Consider the following 22,483-nt stretch of genomic DNA (forward strand, 5'->3'; position numbering starts at 1 on the left):
TGGCATCCGGTAGTCGCGTTTCCAGGTGGTAACGAGTGAGCCCAAATCGGTCACTCGCCGTGGAACGTCGGCGGCTCCTTCTCGAGGAATCCGCGCAAGCCGGCGGCGTAGTCGTCGGTGTCCGCCAACGAGACGATTCGCGACTGTTCCTCCTCGAGGTGTTCGTCCAATCTTCTCGTCGAGGACGTGGCGAACAGTTCCTTGATCTCGGCATACGCCTTCGTCGGCCCGCTGGCTAAGTCGGCCGCGAGGCGCTCGAGGCGCTCGTCGAACGAGTCGGCCGACACGGATTCGGTAGCGAGTCCCATTTCGACGGCTGCCTCGGCGTCGATCGGCTCGTCGAGAAACGCGATTCGTTGGGCCGTTCGACGCCCGACGAGGCGTGGGAGCAGCCACGTCGCGCCACCGTCGCCGGAGAGACCGATCTTCGGATAGGCGTACTCGAACCGGGCGTCTTCGGCGGCCAGGACGACGTCACCGGCGAGCGACAGTCCTAGTCCGCCGCCGGCAACGACGCCGTTGATGCCCGTAATAACCGGTTTCGGTGCGGACACGAGCGTCGAGACGGCGTCGTGAAGCGGGGTTGCGATGCCCTCGAGCCGTTCGCTATCGCTCGGGTCACCCTCGAACGTCGAGAGGTCGGCGCCAGTGTTGAACACGGCACCAGTGCCCGTCAGGACGATACAGCGAACGTCGTCGTCGGCCGCTTCCGCCTCGAGCGTTTCGGCGAGGGTGGTCGCCATCGTTTCGTCCATAGCGTTGTGTCGTTCGGCTCGATCCATGACGACTCGTGCGATGGCGTCGTCCCGTTCGACCCGGATCGTCTCCTCCGTACCAGACATACGTGACTCGAGGCTCGTAGGTGAGAAAAAACCGATCGATTCGGTTCGACAGAGGCGGTGAGAATCGTTTGGAGCCGCCTCCAAATTAGTCGGCGGCGACCGTCTCGGGCCGGTACGCCCGACTGACGACCTTCCACCGCCCAGTAGAGAATCGATAGCAGGTGACCGCGGCAGGGACGAGCGTTTCGACCACTAACGCCGCATAGAGGGCTGCGATCCCGAGTGCCGGAATCGTGACGAGACCGGGGATCTCGAGGGCCGTCGTCCCGAGGTAAGCGATCGGGAGCGTGAATCCGTAGAGTCCGAGTACCCGTCCGTAGAACGGCCATCGCGTATCGCCGCTGGCGGTCAGCGGCCCGGAGGCAGCGCCGTTGAGACCGTTGAAGATCACGCTCGCCGCCGCAACCTGGATCATCACGGTGGTCAGCGAGAGCGAGTCGCCCGGTTCGACGAACACCGCTGCGATCGGTTCCGCGAAGATGCCGACCACGACGGCGATCACGAGGTAGATCGCGATCGTGGTTCGGAGAATGTCCCGTCCGTAGGCGTTCGCCTCGAACTCGTCGCCCTTTCCGAGTTCTTGGCCGACGAGGCTCGAGGAAGCCAGACTGAGACCCCAGCTCGGTGTGTCCATCAGGCCACGAACCCGCTGAGCGATGATGTACGCGGCGACGACTTCGGGGCCGAAGACGGTGATGATGGCGAGGATTGGGAACTGTGCCGTCGACCAGGTCAGGTTGGTCAACACGATCGGCGTCGAAATGTGGACGAGATCCTCGATTAGTCCCCGATCGACGTACGGCCCGTTGAGGGACACAGTGACCGGGAACCGGCCGACGAAGGGGACGACACCGCCCAGGAAGCCGTAGACGAACAGGCCGGTGACGAAGACGTTCGCCAGCACCGAGCCGAGCGCCGCACCGGTGACGCCAAGGCCGAGGCCAAAGATGAAGATCGCATTCAGCACGATGTTCGCAATCGCACCGCTTCCGCGGACGACCATCGCCGCGTAGGCGTCGTCGGCCCCGACGAGCGTTCTGCTGCCGATGAGATTTATCCCGATGAAGATCGTCCCGACGCTCATCACCTGCAGGTAGGTCGTGGCGTGGCCGGCCATCGCCGCATTGTTGGTGACCAACCCGATGAGTTCCGCCGGGTACAGGAAGAAGACGATCGTCAGCGGGAGCGTTACCGCGACCGTCACCCAGACGCTCTGTTTGACGACGAGATCCAGTTCGTCGTAGCGCTCGGCACCGAAGCGCTGGGAGACCAGTGCGATCGTTCCACCTGCGATACCGCCACCGAGGGTACCCGCGAGGAACGCGAACGGCGTCGCCAGCCCGATCCCGGCGACGGCGCTCGATCCAAGGACGGCGCCGACCATCGCCAGGTCGGCCACAGATTTCGACATTCGGGCGATGCCGGTGACGATTCGTGGCCAGGCGAGATCCGTCGTCCGATCGACCCGGTGGCGGTCGACGTAGCCGGCCCTCGCGAGGGCCATGCCGACGTACCAGAGGGCTGCACGGACGGGGTTCCGGAGAATCGTAAGGCTGTGGCGACGGAGGGCGAATAACAGGGTAAAGAGGGCGTGACGCATGCGGGGCTCGATTGTTTCGTTTCGTAATGGATGTCGAGCCCACGGATAGCCATTTCGATTCGAAACACCATCGCGGTGCGGTAGCTGGTTCCATGCTCACTGTCCACGCATTTCTCCACGCAATTGCTCGTCGGAAATGCGGTGCGGATGGCAGTGCCGTTCCTCGCGAGATTGTTCGCGTTGCTCGTCGTCTATTTCGTGAGAAAACGGTGGATGGGATTTGAACCACGGTCGGACGTGCTCGCTCGCTTCGCTCGCTATGCGCGACCTCCCTGATTCAAATCCCACGAACCTCGCTATCGCTCACGGGATTGTTCGCGACAATAACGGTGAGGATGGGATTTGAACCCATGAGGCTTGCGCCACCTGCTTTCAAGGCAGGCGCGTTAGGCCGCTCTGCCACCTCACCTCGAGTCACCCTTTTCGACGGACTCAAAAAGCGTTGTCGGTCTCGAGCAGTCACTGAGTGAAGTGAGTCGACCGATCTCAAAGCCCGCGATCTTCGATCACGGACGCCGTCGCCACCGGAATTGCTCGTCCAGCGATCCGTCGCGCTTCGATCTCCGCGCAGGTTCCAGCCAGCCCTTGTTCCTCCGCTACCGTCGGCACTCGAGGCGCGAACCCGATTCCCAGATCGGCTTCGTCCGCCCTCATCGCCAGTGTCGACACTGCTGGCTCGGCGAACGCGTCAGTGAAATCGATCGGTTCGGAAAACGCCGCCAGGTAGATCCCACCACCATGAGAGGGGCCGAGGACGACCTCGTTCCGCCGAAGTGCCATTGCCACTCCATCGATTTGCGTCCGTCCAACGAGCGCTGCCGTTGGCTCGAGAATCCCGACACTCTGGGCGTCCTCGCGTTCGAGCAGGTGGGTCACGGTGTTGCCCATCCGAGCGGTGTAACTCGAGCCGACCTGGCGTTCGAACCGCACCTCGTCCGTTCCCTCGAGAGCGTCGGCGACGATCCCGCGAACGGTCGCCTCGGGGTCGTCGATGGCACCTGCGACGTCGTCGGAAAGCGACTCCTCGTCTCGATAGTTGATCAGGAGGTCGCCGCCGCTCGAGTCGACGGCCCTCGCGACGTCAGCGACCATCGCACGGTACAGCGCCGTGGCGTCGGCAGCCGACACCGAGGGGTGCTCGAGGAGGTCGGCCGGAACCAGTGCTTCGTGTGGCGGGTCGACGGGCACGACGACGATCATGTCGCTCGAAGCTCCGTCCGGACGGGACTTCAACGCGTCGAACGTCGAACCGGTTAGCGCTCACAGCACTCTGCAACGGCTTCGAGACACGTACAATTATACCTCGAGCGGCCGTCCTGTCGGGTATGAATCGGTTTGTATCCGGTCTGGGAACGGTCGTCGTGGTCGCCGCGCTCGTCGTTGCGGGCCTGTGGGGGGTGATCGACACCTACATCGTCGAGTCGACGACGACGTACATGCTCCCGACGCTCGGAACGCTCGCCGTGGCGTTCGGGTTCGTCTTCGTCCTGTTCGTTCTCGGTGCAAAATCCGATCGGTGGATTCGAAGCCCGTACTGGTAACCGAGGGAAAAACGGCGGTCAACGTTACCGAGGGTGAAACAGCGGTCAACGTTACCGAAAGAAAAACGTCGATCGGCGTTACCGACCCTGTCGTCCTTTCGTCTGGCGATAATCGGACGCCATCAGATCGACGAAGTGTTCGAGCCACGCCTGCGTCTGTTCGTCGGTTTGCTCCTCTGGCTCGAGCATCGGGACGAGTTCGAAGCCACGGCCGCGAATGGTCGTCGCGTGGGCGGCCTCTATTTCGAAGTCGGACGCTGGCCGGGTCGTGTACTCGGTCGCGATCGCCTCGAGTGCACGCTCGCCGACGGGGATGAGAATCTCGGGGTTGACCATCCGAATCTCTGCGTTGAGGTAGGGTTCGCAGGTATCGATCTCCTCGTCCGTTGGCGGTCGTTCGGGATCGCGACAGCGGGTGAGGGTCGTCAGATAGACGTTGACGACCTCGGGTGACGCGGGGTCACTGTCAGTTTTCGATAGGCCTAGACGCTCGAGCATCCGGTACAGTCCGTCTCGCCCATCCTCGGTGGCGAACGGGATACCCATCTCGTCCGCCTCGGCCGAAGGACGCTCACCGACGAACAGGAAATCGGCGGCGACGTCGCCGTAGCCGTGAACGACCTGCGTCCGGGGTTCACAGAGTTCCGGACAGTTCGTACACGCTTCGTCCATGCCGAACGGGTTCGCCCTCGAGCGTTGATTCGCGTCCACACGCCCACGTGGGTCGGCGAGTACAAAAACGACGCGCCTCGAGTCGTTCGGGACGGCCGTCTCGCGGTATCGACCTGCCGAATGCTACCATCTAAATCCACTGCAACCGCAATTGGGACGCTACCGCCCCAACCCGCCGCGTTCGGTGACCTCGAGGATGAACTTGACGTTTCGAACGATCTCCTCGGGGGAGGTGTCCTCGGCCTCGTCGTAGAGGTCGCTCGTCCGGTAGAGGATGTTCGAAAGTTGTTTGCTCTCGCTCGAGTCGCCGCGAACGTCGTCAGCGACCTCGCGAAGGAAGGCGACCCGTTCGGGGTCAGGATCGAACTCGCTCATGGATCAGTGGGCACTCGAGTCGGACGGTGGCGTTCGATCCTGCACCGATTCGGAGACCGCTCGACGGTGGACGATGCCGGTGTTGTTCGCGACGGCCGCGGTCAGCTCGCGGAACGCCTCGCCGGTCTCGTTCTCGTCGTCGAGCACCGTCGGTCGCCCCTCGTCGCCGCCTTCTCTCACTCGCGGATCGAGTGGAATCGACCCCAGGAACGGCAGGTCGTGGGAGTCCGCAAACGCAGATCCACCGCCGGCCCCGAAGATGTCGTGTTCGCCACCACAGTCCGGACAGACGAACGTGGCCATGTTCTCGGCGATACCCAGGACGACGGTGTCGTGGCGGGCGAACATCTGGAGCCCCTTCCGCGCGTCGTCGAGCGCGACGTCCTGTGGGGTCGTGACGATGACCGACCCCGTCACTGGCATGGTCTGGAGCATGGTCAACTGGGTGTCGCCGGTTCCCGGCGGGAGGTCGACCACGAGGTAATCCAGGTGCCCCCACTCGACGTCCTCGGTCAGTTGGGTGATCACCTTGTGAACCATCGGGCCGCGCCAGATCACCGGGTCGTCCTCCCCGAGGAGGAACGCCATGCTCATGAGCTTCACGCCGTACTTCTCCGGCGGAATCAACGTCTCGTCTTCGGTCGCCATCGGTGGTTCGTCGGCGTCGACCATCCGGGGGACGTTCGGGCCGTAGATGTCGGCGTCGAACAGTCCGACGCGTGCGCCACGCTGAGAGAGCCCCGCGGCGAGGTTGACCGCGACGGTCGACTTCCCGACGCCGCCCTTCCCGGAGGCGACGGCGATGACGTTCTTGACGTTCGGGAGCACTGCGTCCTCGCTCGAGTCGTCCCGACCGGGAATGCTCGCCGAGAGGTCGGGGTCGATCCCATCTTCGGCGAAGGCATCCCGTACGGCTCCGGCAATCCCCGTCTCGGTCGGCGAGTACGGCGCCCCGAGCGCGAGATCGATGGCGACGTCCCCATCGGCGTCGATCGTGATCTCGTTCACGAGCCCGAGCGAGACGATGTCTTCCCCCAGTTCCGGATCCTCGACGGTTCGCAGGCGGTCGCGAACGGCGGCTTCGTCCATGTCTCCCACTGGATTCCCGCGGTCGAAAAGCGTTGTGTTCGGGTATCACGGGAGTCGTCGCTGGCTTGGCTGACCGAGACGCGTCCGGATCACTCGAGCCGACTCAGGATCGAAAATCGAATCGCGGGCCACCGTATGTTGGCGGATCGGGCTCGAGTTCGACACCGCGCTCGAAGCGAACGAAATTGAGGTAAAACGGACGGCCACAGCCGTCGGTCGGGTTCCCGTCGCGGTCGGTCACTGAGACGTTCTCCCCGCAGACGAACGCGATACCGTCGGCCGCTTCTCGCTCCGCGAAGGGGGCGTCCTGCCTCGCGTACTTCCACCCCGCCTGACGCGTCATCGTCACCGACCGGTCGGCGAGATCCGGCGGACGCTCGAGACTCACGACGGCGTCGCAGTGGGGGCAGGTGTATCGAACGGTGATGGTCATAACCGTTTTAGAGCCGAGACGGGCAAAACGTGTGTGGTTCCGGACGGATGGAACGCAGAAGTAACGCGTACTCGAGTACGGAACCGCCCACCCGGAACACCTTTTGCACTGACGGGAGTCCGTTCGAGTATGATTGACGAGACGGCCGAGGAGATCAAGGAGATGCAGACACACAGTTCCTCTGTCGTGGCTATCAAGGCGACACGGGCACTCTCCGACCTGCTCGAGCGGGAGTTCGCGACTGCCGAGGAATACGTCCGTGCGCTCGACCGGAACGCGACGGTACTCAGACGGGCCAACCCCTCTCACGCCTCGCTCCAGAACGCCGTCCGGGAGGTCGTCCACCAGGTCGAAGACGCCGACCCGGCGAGCGTCGATGAAGCGAAAACGCTCACGGAGACGGCGATCGAGGACGTCGTCGCCCGGGTCGAATCAGGTAAACAGCGAGCGGCCGAGAACGCCGTGGAGTACCTCTCCGACGGGGAGACGATTCTGACACACGACTACTCCTCGACCGTCATCGAGTCACTCGAACTCGCGAGCGAACGGGGAATGCACTTCGACGTGTACGTCACGGAGGCCCGGCCGCGATACATCGGCCGAAAGACGGCCCGTCGGCTCGCCCCGCTCGAGGGAATCGACGTGACGTTGATCACCGACAGTGCTCACGGTCACTACCTTCGGGACTGTACACGGGTGCTCCTCGGCATGGACTGCATCGTCGACGACCAGTTGTACAACCGCGTCGGAACGTTCCCCATCGCGTCGACGGCGTCACGGCTCGAGGTGCCCGTTACCGTCCTCGGCTCCGCGGCAAAGATCGTGACCGAAGGGTTCGTTTTCGAAAACGAGTACCGGTCGTCCGCTGAAGTCATGGCCGAACCCGCGGACGGCTTCGCGATCGAGAACCCCGCTTACGACGCGACACCGGTCGAGTTGCTCGAGAGCGTGATCACGGACGAAGGCCGAACGACGTTCTGAGCGGCTGCGACACGTTTTCTCCAATCTCCCGAGCGGACTGTTCGATCCTCGAGTTAGTTTGCGCGTCGATTCAGGGAACGGCGGCAAGCGCCAGAATGGAGAGATTCAAGGGGCCGGCGCGTGCCATCACGAACGGAGAGATGCGCCACGATCACCTCATCACGAGCAAACACCTCACGCGAGCGGACATCGAGGCCGTTCTCGACCGGGCCGCCGAAATCGACGCCGACCCGGACGCCGTCGCGGAGAAGTACGCCGGAAGCCTTCTCGGACTCCTCTTTTTCGAACCGAGCACACGGACGAAGATGAGTTTCGAGACGGCGATGAAACGCCTCGGCGGCGATATCGTCGACATGGGTTCGGTCGAATCCTCGAGCGTCAAAAAGGGGGAGACGCTCGCCGACACGGTTCGCGTCATCGCGGGCTATGCCGACGCCCTCGTCGTCCGACATCCGAGACAGGGAGCGGCGACGATGGCCAGCGAGTTCGTCGACGTGCCGCTGATCAACGCCGGGGACGGCGCCGGTCACCACCCCTCTCAGACGCTGCTGGATCTGTACACAATCCGGGAAAACGCCGGCCTCGACGACCTCTCGGTCGGCATCATGGGCGACCTGAAGTACGGCCGAACGGTACACTCGCTCGCTTACGCGCTGGCGAAGTTCGACGTCCATCAGCACTTCATTAGCCCCGAGAGCCTGCAACTGCCCCGGGAGGTCGTCTACGACCTCCACCAGGAGGGTGCCTCCGTTCGCGAACACGACGCGCTCGAGGACGTCCTCGCCTCGCTGGACGTGCTGTACGTCACACGGATTCAGCGCGAACGGTTCCCCGACGAAAACGAGTACCAGAAAATTGCGGGCGAGTACCAGATCGATCTCGAGACGCTCGAGGGAGCCCAGGACGACCTCACGGTGATGCACCCGTTGCCACGCGTCGACGAGATCGATCCGGCGATCGACGACACCGATCACGCGGCCTACTTCGAACAGGCGCACAACGGCGTTCCGGTTCGCATGGCACTGCTCGATATGTTTCTTGGAGGTGAGCGTCAATGAGCGGCGACGACCACGAACTACGGGTGAGCAAGATCAGAGACGGCACCGTCATCGATCACGTTCGCGGCGGACAGGCACTGAACGTGCTGGCAATCCTCGGCATCGACGGCAGCGAGGACGAGGAGGTTTCCGTCGGCATGAACGTTCCCTCCGATCGCCTGGCCCGGAAGGACATCGTGAAAGTCAGCGGCCGCGAACTCAGCCAGGAGGAAGTCGACGTCCTCTCGCTGATCGCGCCGGATGCGACGATCAACATCGTCCGGGACTACGAGGTGGCGAGCAAACACCGCGTCGAGCGACCGGCCGAGGTTGAAGGCGTCCTGACGTGTCCGAACGCGACCTGCATCACGACCGGGGACGAACCCGTTACCTCCCGATTCGACGTTCTCGACGACGGCGTGCGGTGTGCCTACTGTGAGACGATCGTCCGGGAGTCGATCGCGGAACTGATCGACTCGAGGTGACCGTCGACGTTCGTGTTTTCACGATAGAGAGAACTTCCCGAATCTCTAAGTGAGCGGAGAGCGACTATTCGGTTGGTATGTCCCGCACAATCAAATTCCTGTTCGTACTGGTCGCCGTCGTCGTCCTCTGGAAGGTCGTCTTTAGCACCTCCGAAGTCGACGTCGAGTACGATCCGATCGAGTAACGACCCTCCGCTGATCAATCAGAACCGCTTACCGTCTCGACGCCGTACCGCTGCCCATGTACGGCGTCGTTACGCGAAACCCCGAGGAAGTCACGTGGGATGACTTCGATCGCGCGTTCTACGAAGTCAAGGACGTGACCGGTCGGTCTGCCGAACCGCTCGCCGACGCGGTGAACATGGTCTCCTGTTTCGGCGACAACGCTGCTGCCGATGCCGACCCCTCCCTCGTGCCGGTCGACGACGAGGGTCGTCCCGCCACCCGCGACCGGAAGTACTTCGACTGGGCGTACATCTGCCCCACCCGGAGCGAGTACCGTGAAGGATTACTCGAGATCATCGACGACTGCGTCGTGGCGAACGAGGACGTGCGGCTCGACGACATCGGCTTCCCGAGAGCGGAGTACTGTCACTGTGAGAGCTGTACTCAGGCGTTCGAGGCCAGCGACTTCGAGGATCGGTTCGACTGGCGGGCGAACGTCATCACCGAGTTCGTCGCCGAGGCGACCGAGCGCATCCCCGGGCGGGTCTACCTGACGCTGTACCCCGACCCCTACCCCGGCCACCTCTACGAGCGCGCCGGCCTCGACCTCGAGGCGCTCGAGGAATACGTCGACGAGTTCGTCGTCCCGCTGTACGACATGGGCTACACGACGACCTACTGGCTCGAGGTGATCGCGAAGGGATTCGAGAGCGCACTCGAGACGCCGTTCAGTATCGAACTGTACGCGGTCAACGTCGAGGTCGAGAACCTCTGTAAGGCGACCGAGGTCGCCAACGCCTACGGGAAGGACGTCTTTTTCGGGTACGAAGCGAGCAACTCGAGAGCCGCGTTGCGACGGATGCGAGCCGATGCCCGCGACGGGGTCTCACACGGGGAACCGTCGTCCTGATCTGGATCCTGATTTTGCTCGAGATTCCGATTTCGCTTCCGATTCCGATTCCGATCTTGCTATTTCCCCTTCGCAGTAATCCAACGAACGTGCAAGGCGGGCAACGATATTAGTCGATGGCCGCCGAACACCCCACATGACTGGTATGTACGACCGCATCCTCCTCCCCACCGACGGCAGCGAGACGACGACTCGCGCACTCGATCACGCGGCCGACCTCGCGCTGCGGTACGACGCTGCGCTGCACATCCTGTACGTCATCGACAAAGCCGTCTTCGCTGGCGACATCGAAACGGGGCCGATCGTCGATCAGTTCGAGGCAGTCGGCGACTCGGTGCTCGAGGACGTCGCCACCGAGGCAGCTCGCGCCGGCGTCGACCCTATCGTCACTCACCTGGGCCGAGGGAGCCCCCACAGCGAGATCCTCGAGTACGCAACCGACCAGGACATCGACCTCATCGTCATGGGAACGCGCGGGCGAACCGGCCTCGATCGTTACCTGATCGGCAGCGTCACCGAAAAGGTCGTTCGGCTCTCCGACGTGCCGGTGTTGACGGTACAGCGGGAGAACGATGGGGATGACGACACACCCGAGGGCACGGAGTAACATCGAACACGTCACCCTCGAGATCGAAGCAGTCGAGGTACGCGTGTCAACTCGGGTGCCTATGCGCCCGACGGCTCGTCCCCGTCAGCCGCAGCAGCAACCTCCTCGAGTACCTCCTCGGCGTTCTCGACTGCGTACGCCTTTTTGGCCGGGTAGGCTTCGACCTTCGCCCGGAACGTGATCCCCTCACCGAGGCGGACGTCGCCGCCGAAGGCCGCCTGTTTGTCGAACCTGAGGAACAGTTCGCAGTTCTCGGTCACCCGCTGGTCGAGTTCGTCGATCAACCGATCGAACGACTCGAGGCTGGTGAGTTCGGCGAGCACGTGACGGACGTCGTCGGCGTTCTCGACCCGTGCCGACAGGATGAGAATGCGGTCGCCGTAGTGTCCTTCACTTTCGACGCGTTCGATGTCGAACTCGTCGGGCAGAAAGCGGCGGAGAGACTGTTCGACCCGTTTGTCGTCTTCCGTGGCGTAACAAAACGTCCGTAAGTCGACGTAGTGGAGCGGTATCTGTGGCATCGGCAGTTAGTGAGTTTGCGAGGCTGGAATCGGACTCGAGTATGCGAGTGTGCGAGCGTGCGAGGCTCGGTGTACGAGTCCGAACGTGGCCGTCTCAGTCTTCGTCTTCGTCTTCGTCGTCCTCAGCCGCGTCGTCCTCAGGTGCCGCCTCGAGGGCGTCCTCCGGGACGCCGGACTCCTGCCCGTCCTCGAAGCTAATCGTGTAGGTCACGTCACCGAACATCGACTCCATCGTCTGGGTGATGGTACCGGTCTCGCCGTCGAACTCGCTGTGTTTGTCGTGCAACACGACGCGGTCGTCTTCGTCGAAGCTCATACCGGTCTTTCCCCACCATCGGGTAAAAAGGGCGTGATTCGCGTCCCCCGGTTACTGGTCGGACTCCGATAGCTGCTCGCACACCCACTCGTAGCTCGCGCCAACGGCGACCGAAATGGCGTAGCAGGCGGCGATAAACGGAACCCAGTACACCCAGAGTTCGAATCGCGGAGCGATGGCGTTGCCGATGGCGCTCCCCACCGCGTAGATCAGATACCCCGGGAGTGCCAGTGGCGTGAACAAGGCCGTCTTGAGCCAGCCGAGACCGAACGGAACGACCAGTAGAATGAACGTCACGATCGTCGCTGGGCCAGCAAGTATTCGACGGATCGTGGGCGTCATCGCTCCACCTCCATCGACACCTCGAGCATGCCGTGGCGGGCGAGGACGCGAGCCGTCGCCGCTCGCGTAAATGTGTTTTTCGCCTCCTGGTCGAGCATAAAGCTGGTCGTCTCGAAGAGATACGCCGTCGATCCTAACTCGTGAGCAGCCTTCTTGAACAGGAGTGGACTCGGGTGGGTGCTCGGTTCGGCGACGAACCGGTGAGCAGGCATGTACCAGGGAACGACGTCGTTGAGCGAGGCGACGATTTCCTTAGCGGGAGCGTCAGCCGAATGGAACAGAGCCTGGCCGACGTAGCGCTGGTGGAGATCGAATATCCCGAGCGACCGGTGGAGGTCGAGTACGACATCTGGGTCGTAGCGTTCGACGGCATCCCAGATCCCGCGGGCGAGCTCGGTCGTCGGTTCCTCGTCGATCGGGAAGTGTCGGTTTAGATCACCATCGACCCCCTCGCGTCGCTCGTTTTCGACGGCCACGCGATCCGTTTCGGGGACGACGACCAGCGTCCCCGCGTTTGGTCGCCACTCGGTAACCTCGTGGGAGACCTCAATACCGTTGTACTCGTCGCCGTGAACGCCACCGAAGACCATCACTGTCGCTCCGTCAGCCGGTGCTTCGATCGTATATATTGGGGTCTCGTGAACCGTGTCCGGAAGGAGCTGTTCCGTAACGACATCGTCTGCTGGAGGCCCGTTGCGGGCAGCCGAGACGAACGCGTCGTCGCTGCGTGACCTGACCACGGCCGTTGCGACGGTGATCGTCCCGACAGCGAGCGATCCGGCGGCACCGAGTACCGTCCGTCGGTTCATTACCCGGATGGATTATGTTCTCACATAAGGTGGTTTCTATCGTCGGTGGCGTTGTCAAAGAAAGGACATCCCGCGATGTCGCCTCGAGCCCCTACAGATCCAGTTCCTCGAGCAACGTCTCGGCGGCGGCACGGGAAGACGCCGGCCCTCGCCCCGTGATGAGGTCGCCGTCGACGACGACGTCCGTGTCGGCCTCGAGGTCTGCGTCCCAGTTTGCGCCCGCAGTCACCACCTCGTCTTCGACCCAGTACGGGAGCTTTCGGCCATCCGGAAGCAGGTCGTGATCGTCGACGATGTCCGCTTCCCACTCGTTCGGGAAGCCGGTGACTATTCGGTCGTGGCCGAGGAACGCGCCCTGACTATCGCGGGCAAACGCCAGAATGCCGACGGCGTGACAGACGACGAGTGCTTTTCCGTCACCCTCCAGTATCGCTCTGAGCGCGTCGCGAGCGTGATGATCTTGATTGACGTCCCACTCGGTGCCGTGTCCGCCCGGGAACACGATGACGTCGAAATCCTCGGCGTGGACGTCCGCGATTGCGACCGGATCGTTCAATCGTTCGTCGGTCTGGTGGCGTTTTTTCACGCGTTCTGCCGTCTCTTCGCCGACCTGTTCGGGGTCGATCGATCGGTGGTCGATCTCCGGCGGGCCACCGGAAGGCGTCGCAATCGTCACCTCGACGCCCGCGTCCTCGAGGGTCTCGAGCGGGTCGATACACTCCTCTCCCCAGTAACCGTACTCGCTGACGACGAATAGTGCGTCCGTCATTGGATGTATCGACCACGCCGGCAGGGGAATACTCCATCCTATACAATGCAGGTAGGTGCTAGCATGGTGAGTCGAACCTCGACTGAAACGAGCGTCCGCATCGGTCATTGCCGAGTACGCAGGTCTGCTCGGGTTCCATTCAACAGCCTCGGCTGTCAGGAACCGCGACCGTCACCCCGGCCTGAACAGCGCTTTTCGACGGCCAGTGCATAGTTGACAGATGCCATGGCACCACGATCCAACCCATTCGACGCCCTCGAGGACGCACTCCGACGCCTTCGTCAGGAACTCGAGACCGCGTATCGAGCCTGGAACGAGGACGTCGATACTCGTGGCGGGTTTGGCTGGTCGATGCAGGATCGCGAGCCGATGATCGACATCGCCGACCACGGCGATTCGTTCGTCGTCACCGTGGACGTGCCCGGGTACGACAGCGACGACCTCGACATCCGCCTCGGTGATCGAACGCTCCACATCAGCGGCTCTCGAGAGCGATCCCGGTCGCCAGGGCAGGACGGTCACCTCATCAAGCAAGAGCGCCAGGCGAGCGCGTTCGATCGGCACGTCTCGCTTCCCGCTGCCATCGATCCCGACGACATCGATGCCACGTTGAACAACGGCGTGTTGACGATCACGCTCGAGAAGGCGACGCCAACGGACGATCGAACCCACATCGATATCGACTGACGCGACCGTCACACCCCCGTTTCGGATTCGGCATCGAGGTTCAGCGCCTCGAAAAACCGCCGGGTGACTCGCCGGTCGACGAACTGGAGGAGATCGTCGTCATCCGTTTCGTCGACGAACAGCCCCAGGTCGATTCGACCACCGGCCATGTCGTGATGGCCGCCGGCGGAGCCGAGGTCGCCGTAGGCGCTCTCGAGAATCGAGCCGACGTCGATTCGCGGGTCGATCGATCGCCCACTCAGTCGAATCCGGTCGCCGATCACACCGTAGGTGAGGACGGTGTCGACACCTTCGATGTTGAGCAGGTAGTCCGCCGCCTGTGGCAAGGCATCCGTCTCTGGGGTTCGCCCGACGCTCGCGACCACCGACGATCCTCGTCGCTTGCGCGAGGTAATCGCCCGACCGATCGCGTCGATCGTCGCCGGCGAGAACGCGCTCCCGTACAGCTGACCCAGAATCTCGAGGTCGGCCTCGGGATACACCGCGAGCGCAGCTTCGTACTCACGTCGCGTTGGGTCACGAACGAAATCGAGTCGCTCGCGATGGAGGGCAAACAACAACGCCGAGGCCAGTCGCGTCGATGGCTCGATGTCGAGGTCGAGCAGATACTCGACGAAAATCGTCGCCGTTGCGCCGTAGTCAGTTCGCACGTCGACGAACGTCGTGTCGACCGGGTCGCCCGGGTGGTGATCGACGACGATATCCGGTGTGTACGCGGATGAGAGGCTCGTGGTGGCCCCGTGCCGGGAGTGATCGACGAACGCGAGGCACTCGTAGTCATCGTCCGCGAGGTGCTCGAGCGGTTCGACGTCGAGTTCGAGCTGGGTAACGAACGCTCGATTTTGCTGGTGAGAGATTTCACCACCGTAAACGATGACGACGTCGGTCACGTCCCGTTCGAGGGCGATGGACTCCAGCGCGAGTGCGCTCGCGAGCGTATCCGGATCGGGATTGTCGTGACAGACGATCGCGAGCGATGCACAGTCGTCGAGTACGCCGGCGAGCGCCGCGCCGCGAGACATACGGTCACTACGAGGACGAGAGGCTTGAACGTCGCGACTGGCTTCAATCAGTGAGTACCGAAACCAAATACAGTCATCGGGGGATTGAAATTGTACCCGAATATCGGCGGGTTGTCAGGGGCGTCGACTACCCTCGGCGCTTGATCAGGAACTTCATGTCGCCCTCGAAGACGACCTTATCGTCCTGGTTGGTCATCGTCGTGTCGATGACCACGAGTCCGGAGTCCTCCCGACTCGAGAGTTCCTTCGTCTCGATGACCTCCATGCCGAGGGAGATGGAGTCGCCCATGTTCACCGGTGCGGGGATGTCCATGTAGTTCATCCCGAGGAACGCGAGGACGGTGCGCTCGAGGAAGCCACAGCGGTAGACGAAGCCGGTCGCCAGGATGAACGTCATCGGCCCGTGGGCGACGCGCTCGCCGAAGTACTCCTCATCGGCGTAGTGGCGGTTGGTGTGTAGCTCCGTCCAGTCGCCCGACACCATCGAATGGACGACGAAGTCGGTCTCGGTGACGGTTCGACCGACGCTCTCGAACTGCTGGCCCTCCTCGAAGTCCTCGAAGTAATGGGGTTCGTAGCTGTAGGGCATACCCGCAGATTCACGCGATACCACCTTTAATTGTGAGGGTTCGTTCCTCGAGTACCAATTGGCCTCGACCAGGGCGACGTGCCTCCAAAACGTGCCTCGAGTCTCCATCGGAGACGGTTAGAACCGCATCCACACCCACGTTCCGATAGCTCTTAGCACCACCACACCTAGCCACACCTATGGATCAACACGAGTTCGTGAAACTCGCACTCGTCGCCTTCGGCCTCGTTATTCTGAGCTTCATGATCCTCGGGTTCAGTCGACTCGTCCTCTCCTTCCGGACGGCACAGATACTCGCTGCACCGGTCGGCGTGATCGGATTCGGCCTGGTCGTCTTCCTCTTCCTTAGAGCGACCGCTGCCAAGATCGGACTCGCACCGATCGAGAAGTAAGGGCGACCGCGAAAGAAACCGTTTTTCACGCCCCGCCCGAACCCGAAGCCATGACCACGACGCTAGCCGTCACCGAAATCGCCGACCTCGGCCTCGAGGCGCGTGCGGCCCTGTTCGATCGGGACGCCGGGATCGACTCCGCTCGAGCAGACGCTCAGGAGATCGTCGACCGCGTCCGCGAGGAGGGCGACGTCGCCGTCCGGGAGTACTGCCGGGAGTTCGACGACGTCGACGTTGGCAACCTCGAGATCACCGACGCGTGCGAACGCGCGGTCGACGACGTTTCCGAGGACGTCCGAAACGCCATCGACATTGCCATCGAAAACGTTCGCGAGTTCCACGAGGCGCAGGTGCCGGAAGACTGGCGTCGCGAGTTCGACGACGGCCGCGAACTGGGCCGGCGCTTTCGCCCGCTCGAGCGCGTCGGCGTCTACGTGCCCGGCGGGACGGCCGCATATCCCTCGAGCGCGATCATGGGGGTCGTCCCGGCCGTCGTCGCCGGTGTCGATCACATTTCGGTCGTCACGCCGCCAGCCGACGACCTCAACCCCGTCACGCTCGCAGCGATTCACCTCGCGGGCGCCGACGCCGTCTACAGCGTTGGTGGCGCACAGGCCATCGCCGCGCTCGCCTACGGCACCGAGACGGTCACCCGCGTCCAGAAGATCGTCGGTCCCGGCAACCGCTGGGTAACGGCCGCGAAAGCCGCGGTTCGAAACGACGTCGAGATCGACCTGCTCGCCGGCCCGAGCGAGGTCGTCGTCATCGCGGACGACACGGCCGACCCCCGTTACGTCGCCGCCGAACTGCTCGCCCAGGCCGAACACGACCCGAACGCCTCGGTGGTCGCCGTCACGGACGACGAGGCAACCGCGGCCGCCATCGTCGAGGCTGTCGACGACCAGCTCGACGAGCGGGCGCGCGCCGACACCATCCGCGAGGCGATCTCGAGCGACGCCAGCGGCGTCTTGCTCGCCCGGTCGATGAGCGAGGCCATCCTCTTTACCGAGGAGTACGCTCCGGAACACCTCGCGATCATGGCCGACGACGACGAATCGATCCTCGAGCGCATCGACAGCGCCGGGAGCGTCTTCCTCGGGCCGAACACGCCGGTCGCCGCAGGCGATTACGCGAGCGGAACCAACCACGTCCTCCCGACGAACGGCGGCGCAAAGTTGACCGGCGGCCTCTCGGTCGATCACTTCCTCCGGGCGACGACCGTCCAGCGGCTAGCGGAATCCGCGCTCGACGATCTGGCACCGACGATCACCACGCTGGCCGACGCGGAAGGCCTCGAGGCACACGCCGAAAGCGTCCGCCTTCGAACGGACGATTCTCGGGAGTGAGGTCGTGGCTGTGCCAACGGCGTCACAGTTAACATCCCGGCCACGTAAGGTAGGCTATGAGCACTGAGAGCGCAGATGGTGACGGTGGCACCACCCGCCCCCGTATCGAGGTAACCGAGACGGCCGCCGAGCGCGCCCTCGCCCTCCTCGAGGACGAGGCGTACGACGTAACCGAGGCCGGACTCCGGCTGTTCGTCCAGCAAGGCGGCTGTGCGGGCCTGTCCTACGGCATGCGATTCGATAAAGCGCCCGAAGCGGACGACGCCATCTACACCCACCACGACCTCCGGGTGTTCGTCGATCCGGCGAGCCTGAAATACATCGGAGGGAGCGTTCTCGATTACGAGAGCGGCCTCCAGGGCGAAGGGTTCCACGTCGAAAATCCGAACGTCGTCAGCGAGTGCGGGTGCGGGGAGTCGTTCCGCACCTGATCTGCCGACGGTGACGGCGACCGCTTAGTCCTCGAGTTCGAACGCGACCGTTACTTCTGCCTGGTACTCCCGACCTTCTACCGACGCGACTTCGACGCCGAGTTCGTCGACTTCGACCCACTTGACGTTGTTGAGCGTCGATTCCGCTCGATCGATCGCATCGTCTGCGGCGGCATCGAAACTATCCGGACTCGTCCCGATCAGGGTGATCTTTTTGAAGACCATTGCAGGATGTCGTACTTTGGGTGACGCCTTAAACGTACACCCGCTCGAGGTGTACGAGTCGACCCCTCGGTTCCGAGAATCGGATCGGCGTCGGAGGTCGCGTTCGGGGAGGGGTGACGTGAACGCGGCCACCCCTGGAGCTCATCCACGCTGTCTCGACTGTGTCACCCCTTACTGGCCAATCGCCCGCTTCCCGGTGAGCGCGGAGACCAGCGCCGTGATCACGAACCCACCGATGACGATCAGGAGCACGATGGCGACCACCGAATCGACTCCAATCTGCGTCAGGATGAGCACGCCGATGAGGGCCGCGATGAGGGCGAACAACTGGACGATCCGATCGAGCTTTCGGGCGACGTCGCCGTTCATACCACACCTACGTGTTCGATAGTACAAATATCTGTGATGACGATCGCAGAAATGAACCACCGGCACAGCAGACTCGTAATCTCACTCCTCGTCAGCGGCCTTGGCCTTGATATCCGCTAACTGCCCGAGCAACTCGTCAGTCGACGCGCCGTTCTCGAGGGTCATCTCGCCGTCGTGTTCGTGCTGGTGCACGTTCACCGCCGCGTCCTCGCCGTCGTCTGTCTCTCGCTGTTGATGCTTTTGCTCGGACTCATCGTAGCTTCCAAAACCCATACACGACTAATAGGGCGATTCCCGTTTAGTTCCACCGATCGCACGTGTGGTTCAGAGTGTTACGAATTGGTATAGCGCACGAATCCGTCGTTAACGCCTCCACCGCTGTCGCTCTCGGGTAAAATCGAATGAATGGAGGCGGCGAACCGGGCTTCCCAGCGGGTCTCCCACGCCAGTATGTGCCGGAACGCAAACGAGCTTAACTACCGTGTTCGGGATGGGTACGGGTGGTAACCTCGTCGCTGTGGCCGCCGTAATGCCGACCGGCGGAATCGAACCGCCGTTTGATAGACCACTGTCGGTGACTCGAGGGGTGCTCGAGTTGTATATGGTGTATAGTGTATGAGTGGGAGGCGGCGAACCGGGCTTCCCAGCGGGTCTCCCACGCCAGTATGTGCCGGAACGCAGACGAGCTTAACTACCGTGTTCGGGATGGGTACGGGTGGAAACCTCGTCGCTGTGGCCGCCTGAACGCCGATCGACGGACTCGAACCGTCCTCACACAGCCCGTTGCTGTGTGTCTCCTGTAATCGGTGGTCTCTCCGACCGTGTGTGCGTGTAGTCCAGTTTGCGTCTGGACCCGTTCGCGGGTCCAGTGCAGATTCCAAATCCAATGATTGATGATTGTGTGGCTTGGTCTGTTAGTGCTCGCGGGCTCAACACCTCGTTGCCTCGGTGCGTACACCCCGAGTCTATCGAACTCGTCTTCTACGAGTGACCTCAGTGGTATCTCTTTTTCAAGTGGGTTTCGAGCTTAGATGCGTTCAGCTCTTACCCCGTGGTGCGTCGCTGCCCGGCACGTGCTCTTTCGAACAACCGGTACACGAGTGGCACCCATTCGTAGTTCCTCTCGTACTATACGAACGTTCTCGTCAGATACCTCACACCCCCAATAGATAGCAGCCGACCTGTCTCACGACGGTCTAAACCCAGCTCACGACCTCCTTTAATAGGCGAACAACCTCACCCTTGCCCGCTTCTGCACGGGCAGGATGGAGGGAACCGACATCGAGGTAGCAAGCCACCCGGTCGATATGTGCTCTTGCGGGTGACGACTCTGTTATCCCTAAGGTAGCTTTTCTGTCAGCAATTGCCCGCATTGGGCAGGCTAATTGGTTCGCTAGACCACGCTTTCGCGTCAGCGTCGATTGTTGTGCTCGACACTGTCAGGCTTCCGTATGCTCTTGCGCTCTTTCTCGGGTCTCCGACCCGAGTGAGGAAACCTTGGGGCGCGCTCGATATCTTTTCAAGCGCGTACCGCCCCAGTCAAACTGCCCGGCTACCAGTGTCCTCCGCCAGGAGTGAGAGTCGCAGTCACCATCGGGTAGTATTTCAGTGGCGCCTCGGTGGCCCGCTAGCGCGGGTACCTGTGTAACGGCTTCTACCTATGCTGCACAATGGCGACCACGTCTCAGTGACAGCCTGCAGTAAAGCTCTATAGGGTCTTCGCTTCCCCTTGGGGGTCTCCAGACTCCGCACTGGAATGTACAGTTCACCGGGCCCAACGTTGGGACAGTGGCGCTCTCGTTGATCCATTCATGCAAGCCGCTACTAAAGCGGCAAGGTACTACGCTACCTTAAGAGGGTCATAGTTACCCCCGCCGTTAACAGGTCCTTCGTCCCCTTGTACGGGGTGTTCAGATACCTGCACTGGGCAGGATTCAGTGACCGTACGAGTCCTTTCGGATTTGCGGTCACCTATGTTGTTACTAGACAGTCGGAGCGCCCGAGTCACTGCGACCTGCCTCTTTCCGAGGCAGGCATCCCTTATTGCGAACGTACGGGACTAACTTGCCGAATTCCCTAACGTCGGTTATTCCCGACAGACCTTGGCTTTCGCCGCCATGAGTACCTGTGTCGGATCTCGGTACGGACAGTGTGCTCGTCTTTTCACGGGCTCCAGGTTGGCCTCACTTGCGCTATCCCGACATTCATCCGCTTCTTGCCATTACGGCTTCCACGAACTTCGACGGTTCGACCGGGCGAGTGCCCGGCTGAGGTGGCCCCAAAGCGTCGACTTTTACTGCACACTGGCATAGGAATATTAACCTATTTCCCTTTTGTCAGCTTCGAATTGCGGGCTGACTTAGGACCGGCTAACCCTCAGCTGATCAGCATTGCTGAGGAACCCTTACTCGTTCGGCCGTCGGGGTTCTCACCCGACTAACGCTGCTACTATGACCAGGATTTTCGTGACTGCACGGTCCACACGACCTCTCGGCCGTGCTTCCGCCCGAACAGACTGCCAACCTACGGGATCACTCTCTAAAGAGTGCCGCCAGGTCTCGGTGATGGACTTGAGCCCCGATCATTTTCAGCGCCGCAAACCTCGGCCGGTAAGCTGTTACGCTTTTCTTAGAGGGTAGCTGCTTCTAAGCTCACCTCCCGGCTGTCTAGGGCTTGCGACCACTTTCAATCGCACTTAGTCCATACTTGGGGACCTTAACCCAGCTCTGGGTTGTCTCCCTCACGGTACACAGGCTTACCCCGCGCACCGGACTCCCCACGTCGACGGCGTCTGTAAGTTCGGAGTTGGACAGGGGGGCGAACTCCTCTCGGAGTCCGGTCCCCCAATCCGTCGCTCTACCTCACAGACTACCTCGGTGGAGGTCATGCTTCGACATGTTTCGGTTGGAACCAGCTGTTTCCGAATTCGATGGGCCTTTCACCCCTAGACGTAGGTCACGCGAGGGTATTGTAGGACACCAACGCTATCGGGCCTCCACGTGGCTTTCGCCACGCTTCACCCTGCCCACGCCTAGATCATCCGGTTTCGGGTTGTACCCGCTTGACTCCCCGCGCTTGAACACGGTGGCCCTCGTCGTAAGACTGCGGCCGTATCGGTTTCCCTCTGCCTCCCCTGATGAACAGGTTAGACTCGTCAAACAGGTACACTCCCTGGTTCGTTTTTCAAAACGTACGACGGAACATCGGCTCCCCGCGGTTCCTACTACAGGTTTGCACCTGGTTTGTTACCCGCAGGGCCTTGTATGCCCCGTCGTTCTATCGCCAACTGATTTCACGCCCTATTGCACCTCCCTTTTTGGGGTGCTTTTCAGCATTCGCTCACGCTACTAATTTCGCTATCGGTCTCGAGGAGTGTTTAGTCTTCGCGGTCAATGCCCGCGATATTCACGAGGGATATCCAACCCCCGATACTCTGGAGCTGACGCACGGAGTACTGATCGACGCTACGGGACTGTCACCCTGTTTCGTACCCTGTTCCAAGGGATTTCGTGTCGATTGTCGTCCGATGAGAGTCAGTCCGAACACCACATTGCCCCAAAGGGGCTTCGGTTTGGACTGTGTCGGGTTCACTCGCCGTTACTAACGACATCGCGTTGCTTTCTTTTCCTGTCGATACTAAGATGTTTCAGTTCTCGACGTTCCCTATTGCGCAAAGCAATTGCAAAGAGGATTCCTATTCGGAGATCCCAAGTTCTTCCCCTCCGTGCGGGTCCCTTGGGCTTATCGCAGCTTGGCACGTCCTTCTTCAGCTCTCGAGCCGAGCGATCCACCAGCTGGCACAGTAGCCACGTTCTTCGGATCTGGAATAGTGTTACTCGATGTAACATGTGACCCGGGAACGGGTCCAGTGGACGCCTGGACTACACGTACACACGGTCTCATCTGCACGCCGGTAGACGGCCGGCCT

27 protein-coding genes, 1 tRNA gene and 3 rRNA genes are annotated in these 22,483 nt (G+C 62.0%); 10 read left to right on the forward strand and 21 right to left on the reverse strand.

Annotated elements, in window-relative coordinates:
• Positions 1 to 50 precede the first annotated feature (50 nt).
• From NGM68_RS08295 to NGM68_RS08310, 4 genes are all read right to left on the reverse strand, one after another.
• Positions 51 to 842 carry an enoyl-CoA hydratase/isomerase family protein gene (locus tag NGM68_RS08295; protein WP_252701176.1) on the reverse strand — a complete coding sequence of 264 codons (792 nt, stop codon included), beginning with the start codon at positions 840 to 842 and terminating at the stop codon, positions 51 to 53.
• Positions 843 to 927: 85 nt separating this feature from the next.
• Complete coding sequence (locus NGM68_RS08300) at positions 928 to 2,442, reverse strand: MATE family efflux transporter (protein WP_252701177.1); 1,515 nt, start codon at positions 2,440 to 2,442, stop codon at positions 928 to 930.
• A gap of 327 nt (positions 2,443 to 2,769) precedes the next feature.
• Positions 2,770 to 2,851 (reverse strand) — tRNA-Ser (locus NGM68_RS08305).
• A 77-nt stretch (positions 2,852 to 2,928) separates the two neighbouring features.
• Positions 2,929 to 3,642, reverse strand: coding sequence for a hypothetical protein (locus NGM68_RS08310; RefSeq protein WP_252701178.1), 714 nt, complete (start codon positions 3,640 to 3,642; stop codon positions 2,929 to 2,931).
• A gap of 125 nt (positions 3,643 to 3,767) precedes the next feature.
• Here NGM68_RS08310 and NGM68_RS08315 point away from each other — a divergent pair, with 125 nt between their 5' ends.
• A complete protein-coding gene (locus NGM68_RS08315) occupies positions 3,768 to 3,983 on the forward strand; it encodes a hypothetical protein (RefSeq protein WP_252701179.1) in 216 nt (71 codons plus the stop codon).
• Positions 3,984 to 4,061: 78 nt separating this feature from the next.
• On the opposite strand, the gene NGM68_RS08320 is transcribed toward NGM68_RS08315, so the two are convergent.
• From NGM68_RS08320 to NGM68_RS08335, 4 genes are all read right to left on the reverse strand, one after another.
• A complete protein-coding gene (locus NGM68_RS08320; RefSeq protein WP_252701180.1) occupies positions 4,062 to 4,694 on the reverse strand; it encodes a uracil-DNA glycosylase in 633 nt (210 codons plus the stop codon).
• Between the two features lie 120 nt (positions 4,695 to 4,814).
• A complete protein-coding gene (locus NGM68_RS08325; RefSeq protein WP_252701181.1) occupies positions 4,815 to 5,030 on the reverse strand; it encodes a DUF7976 family protein in 216 nt (71 codons plus the stop codon).
• A gap of 3 nt (positions 5,031 to 5,033) precedes the next feature.
• A complete protein-coding gene (locus NGM68_RS08330) occupies positions 5,034 to 6,119 on the reverse strand; it encodes an Mrp/NBP35 family ATP-binding protein (protein ID WP_252701182.1) in 1,086 nt (361 codons plus the stop codon).
• A gap of 103 nt (positions 6,120 to 6,222) precedes the next feature.
• Positions 6,223 to 6,552, reverse strand: a complete 330-nt coding sequence (locus tag NGM68_RS08335) for a DUF7969 family protein (RefSeq protein ID WP_252701183.1) — start codon at positions 6,550 to 6,552, stop codon at positions 6,223 to 6,225.
• A gap of 129 nt (positions 6,553 to 6,681) precedes the next feature.
• Here NGM68_RS08335 and NGM68_RS08340 point away from each other — a divergent pair, with 129 nt between their 5' ends.
• The 5 genes from NGM68_RS08340 (at position 6,682) to NGM68_RS08360 (ending at position 10,737) form a co-directional block, all read left to right on the forward strand.
• The gene (locus tag NGM68_RS08340) at positions 6,682 to 7,533 is read left to right on the forward strand and encodes an eIF2B alpha/beta/delta subunit family protein (RefSeq protein WP_252701184.1); all 852 of its coding nucleotides are present in this window, start codon (positions 6,682 to 6,684) and stop codon (positions 7,531 to 7,533) included.
• Positions 7,534 to 7,673: 140 nt separating this feature from the next.
• Positions 7,674 to 8,591, forward strand: coding sequence for an aspartate carbamoyltransferase (pyrB, locus tag NGM68_RS08345; RefSeq protein ID WP_252701400.1), 918 nt, complete (start codon positions 7,674 to 7,676; stop codon positions 8,589 to 8,591).
• Entirely contained in the window at positions 8,588 to 9,055 is a 468-nt protein-coding gene (gene pyrI, locus NGM68_RS08350) for an aspartate carbamoyltransferase regulatory subunit (protein WP_252701185.1), read from the forward strand. The genes pyrB and pyrI overlap by 4 nt, the downstream gene beginning before the upstream one ends.
• A 241-nt stretch (positions 9,056 to 9,296) precedes the next feature.
• Positions 9,297 to 10,130: a hypothetical protein gene (locus NGM68_RS08355; RefSeq protein ID WP_252701186.1), complete on the forward strand. Its 834-nt coding sequence runs from the start codon at positions 9,297 to 9,299 to the stop codon at positions 10,128 to 10,130.
• A gap of 136 nt (positions 10,131 to 10,266) precedes the next feature.
• Positions 10,267 to 10,737 (forward strand): universal stress protein, encoded by a 471-nt coding sequence (locus tag NGM68_RS08360; protein ID WP_252701187.1) that lies wholly within the window; start codon positions 10,267 to 10,269, stop codon positions 10,735 to 10,737.
• Between the two features lie 59 nt (positions 10,738 to 10,796).
• On the opposite strand, the gene NGM68_RS08365 is transcribed toward NGM68_RS08360, so the two are convergent.
• From NGM68_RS08365 to NGM68_RS08385, 5 genes are all read right to left on the reverse strand, one after another.
• The gene (locus NGM68_RS08365) at positions 10,797 to 11,258 is read right to left on the reverse strand and encodes an RNA-binding protein (RefSeq protein WP_252701188.1); all 462 of its coding nucleotides are present in this window, start codon (positions 11,256 to 11,258) and stop codon (positions 10,797 to 10,799) included.
• A gap of 94 nt (positions 11,259 to 11,352) precedes the next feature.
• Positions 11,353 to 11,574 carry a DUF1918 domain-containing protein gene (locus NGM68_RS08370; protein WP_252701189.1) on the reverse strand — a complete coding sequence of 74 codons (222 nt, stop codon included), beginning with the start codon at positions 11,572 to 11,574 and terminating at the stop codon, positions 11,353 to 11,355.
• A gap of 51 nt (positions 11,575 to 11,625) precedes the next feature.
• Entirely contained in the window at positions 11,626 to 11,916 is a 291-nt protein-coding gene (locus NGM68_RS08375) for a hypothetical protein (protein ID WP_252701190.1), read from the reverse strand.
• On the reverse strand, positions 11,913 to 12,725 hold the full coding sequence (locus tag NGM68_RS08380; RefSeq protein WP_252701191.1) for a succinylglutamate desuccinylase/aspartoacylase family protein: 813 nt from the start codon (positions 12,723 to 12,725) through the stop codon (positions 11,913 to 11,915). Before NGM68_RS08380 ends, NGM68_RS08375 begins: the two co-directional genes overlap by 4 nt.
• A gap of 91 nt (positions 12,726 to 12,816) precedes the next feature.
• Positions 12,817 to 13,494, reverse strand: coding sequence for a type 1 glutamine amidotransferase domain-containing protein (locus tag NGM68_RS08385; protein ID WP_252701192.1), 678 nt, complete (start codon positions 13,492 to 13,494; stop codon positions 12,817 to 12,819).
• Between the two features lie 225 nt (positions 13,495 to 13,719).
• Between NGM68_RS08385 and NGM68_RS08390 the strand changes: the two genes are divergently transcribed.
• Positions 13,720 to 14,181 carry an Hsp20/alpha crystallin family protein gene (locus tag NGM68_RS08390; RefSeq protein WP_252701193.1) on the forward strand — a complete coding sequence of 154 codons (462 nt, stop codon included), beginning with the start codon at positions 13,720 to 13,722 and terminating at the stop codon, positions 14,179 to 14,181.
• An 8-nt stretch (positions 14,182 to 14,189) separates the two neighbouring features.
• On the opposite strand, the gene NGM68_RS08395 is transcribed toward NGM68_RS08390, so the two are convergent.
• Both NGM68_RS08395 and NGM68_RS08400 read right to left on the reverse strand, forming a co-directional pair.
• The gene (locus NGM68_RS08395; protein ID WP_252701194.1) at positions 14,190 to 15,203 is read right to left on the reverse strand and encodes a DHH family phosphoesterase; all 1,014 of its coding nucleotides are present in this window, start codon (positions 15,201 to 15,203) and stop codon (positions 14,190 to 14,192) included.
• Positions 15,204 to 15,330: 127 nt separating this feature from the next.
• Complete coding sequence (locus tag NGM68_RS08400) at positions 15,331 to 15,792, reverse strand: MaoC/PaaZ C-terminal domain-containing protein (RefSeq protein ID WP_252701195.1); 462 nt, start codon at positions 15,790 to 15,792, stop codon at positions 15,331 to 15,333.
• A 179-nt stretch (positions 15,793 to 15,971) separates the two neighbouring features.
• Here NGM68_RS08400 and NGM68_RS08405 point away from each other — a divergent pair, with 179 nt between their 5' ends.
• From NGM68_RS08405 to NGM68_RS08415, 3 genes are read left to right on the forward strand one after another with little or no spacing between them, the layout of a single operon-like run.
• The gene (locus NGM68_RS08405) at positions 15,972 to 16,184 is read left to right on the forward strand and encodes a hypothetical protein (RefSeq protein ID WP_252701196.1); all 213 of its coding nucleotides are present in this window, start codon (positions 15,972 to 15,974) and stop codon (positions 16,182 to 16,184) included.
• Positions 16,185 to 16,234: 50 nt separating this feature from the next.
• Positions 16,235 to 17,530 (forward strand): histidinol dehydrogenase, encoded by a 1,296-nt coding sequence (gene hisD, locus NGM68_RS08410; protein ID WP_252701197.1) that lies wholly within the window; start codon positions 16,235 to 16,237, stop codon positions 17,528 to 17,530.
• A gap of 56 nt (positions 17,531 to 17,586) precedes the next feature.
• Complete coding sequence (locus NGM68_RS08415) at positions 17,587 to 17,961, forward strand: HesB/IscA family protein (RefSeq protein ID WP_252701198.1); 375 nt, start codon at positions 17,587 to 17,589, stop codon at positions 17,959 to 17,961.
• A gap of 24 nt (positions 17,962 to 17,985) precedes the next feature.
• On the opposite strand, the gene NGM68_RS08420 is transcribed toward NGM68_RS08415, so the two are convergent.
• The 6 genes from NGM68_RS08420 to NGM68_RS08445 all read right to left on the reverse strand — a co-directional run bounded on the left by NGM68_RS08420 (position 17,986) and on the right by NGM68_RS08445 (position 22,370).
• Positions 17,986 to 18,186, reverse strand: coding sequence for a dodecin (locus NGM68_RS08420; RefSeq protein WP_252701199.1), 201 nt, complete (start codon positions 18,184 to 18,186; stop codon positions 17,986 to 17,988).
• 171 nt (positions 18,187 to 18,357) lie between these two features.
• Entirely contained in the window at positions 18,358 to 18,555 is a 198-nt protein-coding gene (locus NGM68_RS08425) for a hypothetical protein (RefSeq protein ID WP_252701200.1), read from the reverse strand.
• Between the two features lie 81 nt (positions 18,556 to 18,636).
• Positions 18,637 to 18,828 (reverse strand): DUF5786 family protein, encoded by a 192-nt coding sequence (locus tag NGM68_RS08430; RefSeq protein ID WP_252701201.1) that lies wholly within the window; start codon positions 18,826 to 18,828, stop codon positions 18,637 to 18,639.
• 133 nt (positions 18,829 to 18,961) lie between these two features.
• A 5S ribosomal RNA gene (rrf, locus tag NGM68_RS08435) occupies positions 18,962 to 19,084 on the reverse strand.
• Between the two features lie 92 nt (positions 19,085 to 19,176).
• A 5S ribosomal RNA gene (gene rrf / locus NGM68_RS08440) occupies positions 19,177 to 19,299 on the reverse strand.
• Between the two features lie 152 nt (positions 19,300 to 19,451).
• A 23S ribosomal RNA gene (locus NGM68_RS08445) occupies positions 19,452 to 22,370 on the reverse strand.
• Positions 22,371 to 22,483: the final 113 nt, after the last annotated feature.

Source organism: Natronosalvus vescus (assembly GCF_023973145.1).
Classification (GTDB): domain Archaea; phylum Halobacteriota; class Halobacteria; order Halobacteriales; family Natrialbaceae; genus Natronosalvus; species Natronosalvus vescus.

Coding starts and splice junctions, on each gene's coding strand:
- NGM68_RS08295 (WP_252701176.1), bottom strand. CDS start 842: ATGTCTGGTACGGAGGAGACGATCCGGGTCGAACGGGACGACGCCATC.
- NGM68_RS08300 (WP_252701177.1), bottom strand. CDS start 2,442: ATGCGTCACGCCCTCTTTACCCTGTTATTCGCCCTCCGTCGCCACAGC.
- NGM68_RS08310 (WP_252701178.1), bottom strand. CDS start 3,642: ATGATCGTCGTCGTGCCCGTCGACCCGCCACACGAAGCACTGGTTCCG.
- NGM68_RS08315 (WP_252701179.1), top strand. CDS start 3,768: ATGAATCGGTTTGTATCCGGTCTGGGAACGGTCGTCGTGGTCGCCGCG.
- NGM68_RS08325 (WP_252701181.1), bottom strand. CDS start 5,030: ATGAGCGAGTTCGATCCTGACCCCGAACGGGTCGCCTTCCTTCGCGAG.
- NGM68_RS08330 (WP_252701182.1), bottom strand. CDS start 6,119: ATGGACGAAGCCGCCGTTCGCGACCGCCTGCGAACCGTCGAGGATCCG.
- NGM68_RS08335 (WP_252701183.1), bottom strand. CDS start 6,552: ATGACCATCACCGTTCGATACACCTGCCCCCACTGCGACGCCGTCGTG.
- NGM68_RS08340 (WP_252701184.1), top strand. CDS start 6,682: ATGATTGACGAGACGGCCGAGGAGATCAAGGAGATGCAGACACACAGT.
- pyrB (WP_252701400.1), top strand. CDS start 7,674: ATGCGCCACGATCACCTCATCACGAGCAAACACCTCACGCGAGCGGAC.
- pyrI (WP_252701185.1), top strand. CDS start 8,588: ATGAGCGGCGACGACCACGAACTACGGGTGAGCAAGATCAGAGACGGC.
- NGM68_RS08355 (WP_252701186.1), top strand. CDS start 9,297: ATGTACGGCGTCGTTACGCGAAACCCCGAGGAAGTCACGTGGGATGAC.
- NGM68_RS08360 (WP_252701187.1), top strand. CDS start 10,267: ATGACTGGTATGTACGACCGCATCCTCCTCCCCACCGACGGCAGCGAG.
- NGM68_RS08365 (WP_252701188.1), bottom strand. CDS start 11,258: ATGCCACAGATACCGCTCCACTACGTCGACTTACGGACGTTTTGTTAC.
- NGM68_RS08370 (WP_252701189.1), bottom strand. CDS start 11,574: ATGAGCTTCGACGAAGACGACCGCGTCGTGTTGCACGACAAACACAGC.
- NGM68_RS08375 (WP_252701190.1), bottom strand. CDS start 11,916: ATGACGCCCACGATCCGTCGAATACTTGCTGGCCCAGCGACGATCGTG.
- NGM68_RS08380 (WP_252701191.1), bottom strand. CDS start 12,725: ATGAACCGACGGACGGTACTCGGTGCCGCCGGATCGCTCGCTGTCGGG.
- NGM68_RS08385 (WP_252701192.1), bottom strand. CDS start 13,494: ATGACGGACGCACTATTCGTCGTCAGCGAGTACGGTTACTGGGGAGAG.
- NGM68_RS08390 (WP_252701193.1), top strand. CDS start 13,720: ATGGCACCACGATCCAACCCATTCGACGCCCTCGAGGACGCACTCCGA.
- NGM68_RS08395 (WP_252701194.1), bottom strand. CDS start 15,203: ATGTCTCGCGGCGCGGCGCTCGCCGGCGTACTCGACGACTGTGCATCG.
- NGM68_RS08400 (WP_252701195.1), bottom strand. CDS start 15,792: ATGCCCTACAGCTACGAACCCCATTACTTCGAGGACTTCGAGGAGGGC.
- NGM68_RS08405 (WP_252701196.1), top strand. CDS start 15,972: ATGGATCAACACGAGTTCGTGAAACTCGCACTCGTCGCCTTCGGCCTC.
- hisD (WP_252701197.1), top strand. CDS start 16,235: ATGACCACGACGCTAGCCGTCACCGAAATCGCCGACCTCGGCCTCGAG.
- NGM68_RS08415 (WP_252701198.1), top strand. CDS start 17,587: ATGAGCACTGAGAGCGCAGATGGTGACGGTGGCACCACCCGCCCCCGT.
- NGM68_RS08420 (WP_252701199.1), bottom strand. CDS start 18,186: ATGGTCTTCAAAAAGATCACCCTGATCGGGACGAGTCCGGATAGTTTC.
- NGM68_RS08425 (WP_252701200.1), bottom strand. CDS start 18,555: ATGAACGGCGACGTCGCCCGAAAGCTCGATCGGATCGTCCAGTTGTTC.
- NGM68_RS08430 (WP_252701201.1), bottom strand. CDS start 18,828: ATGGGTTTTGGAAGCTACGATGAGTCCGAGCAAAAGCATCAACAGCGA.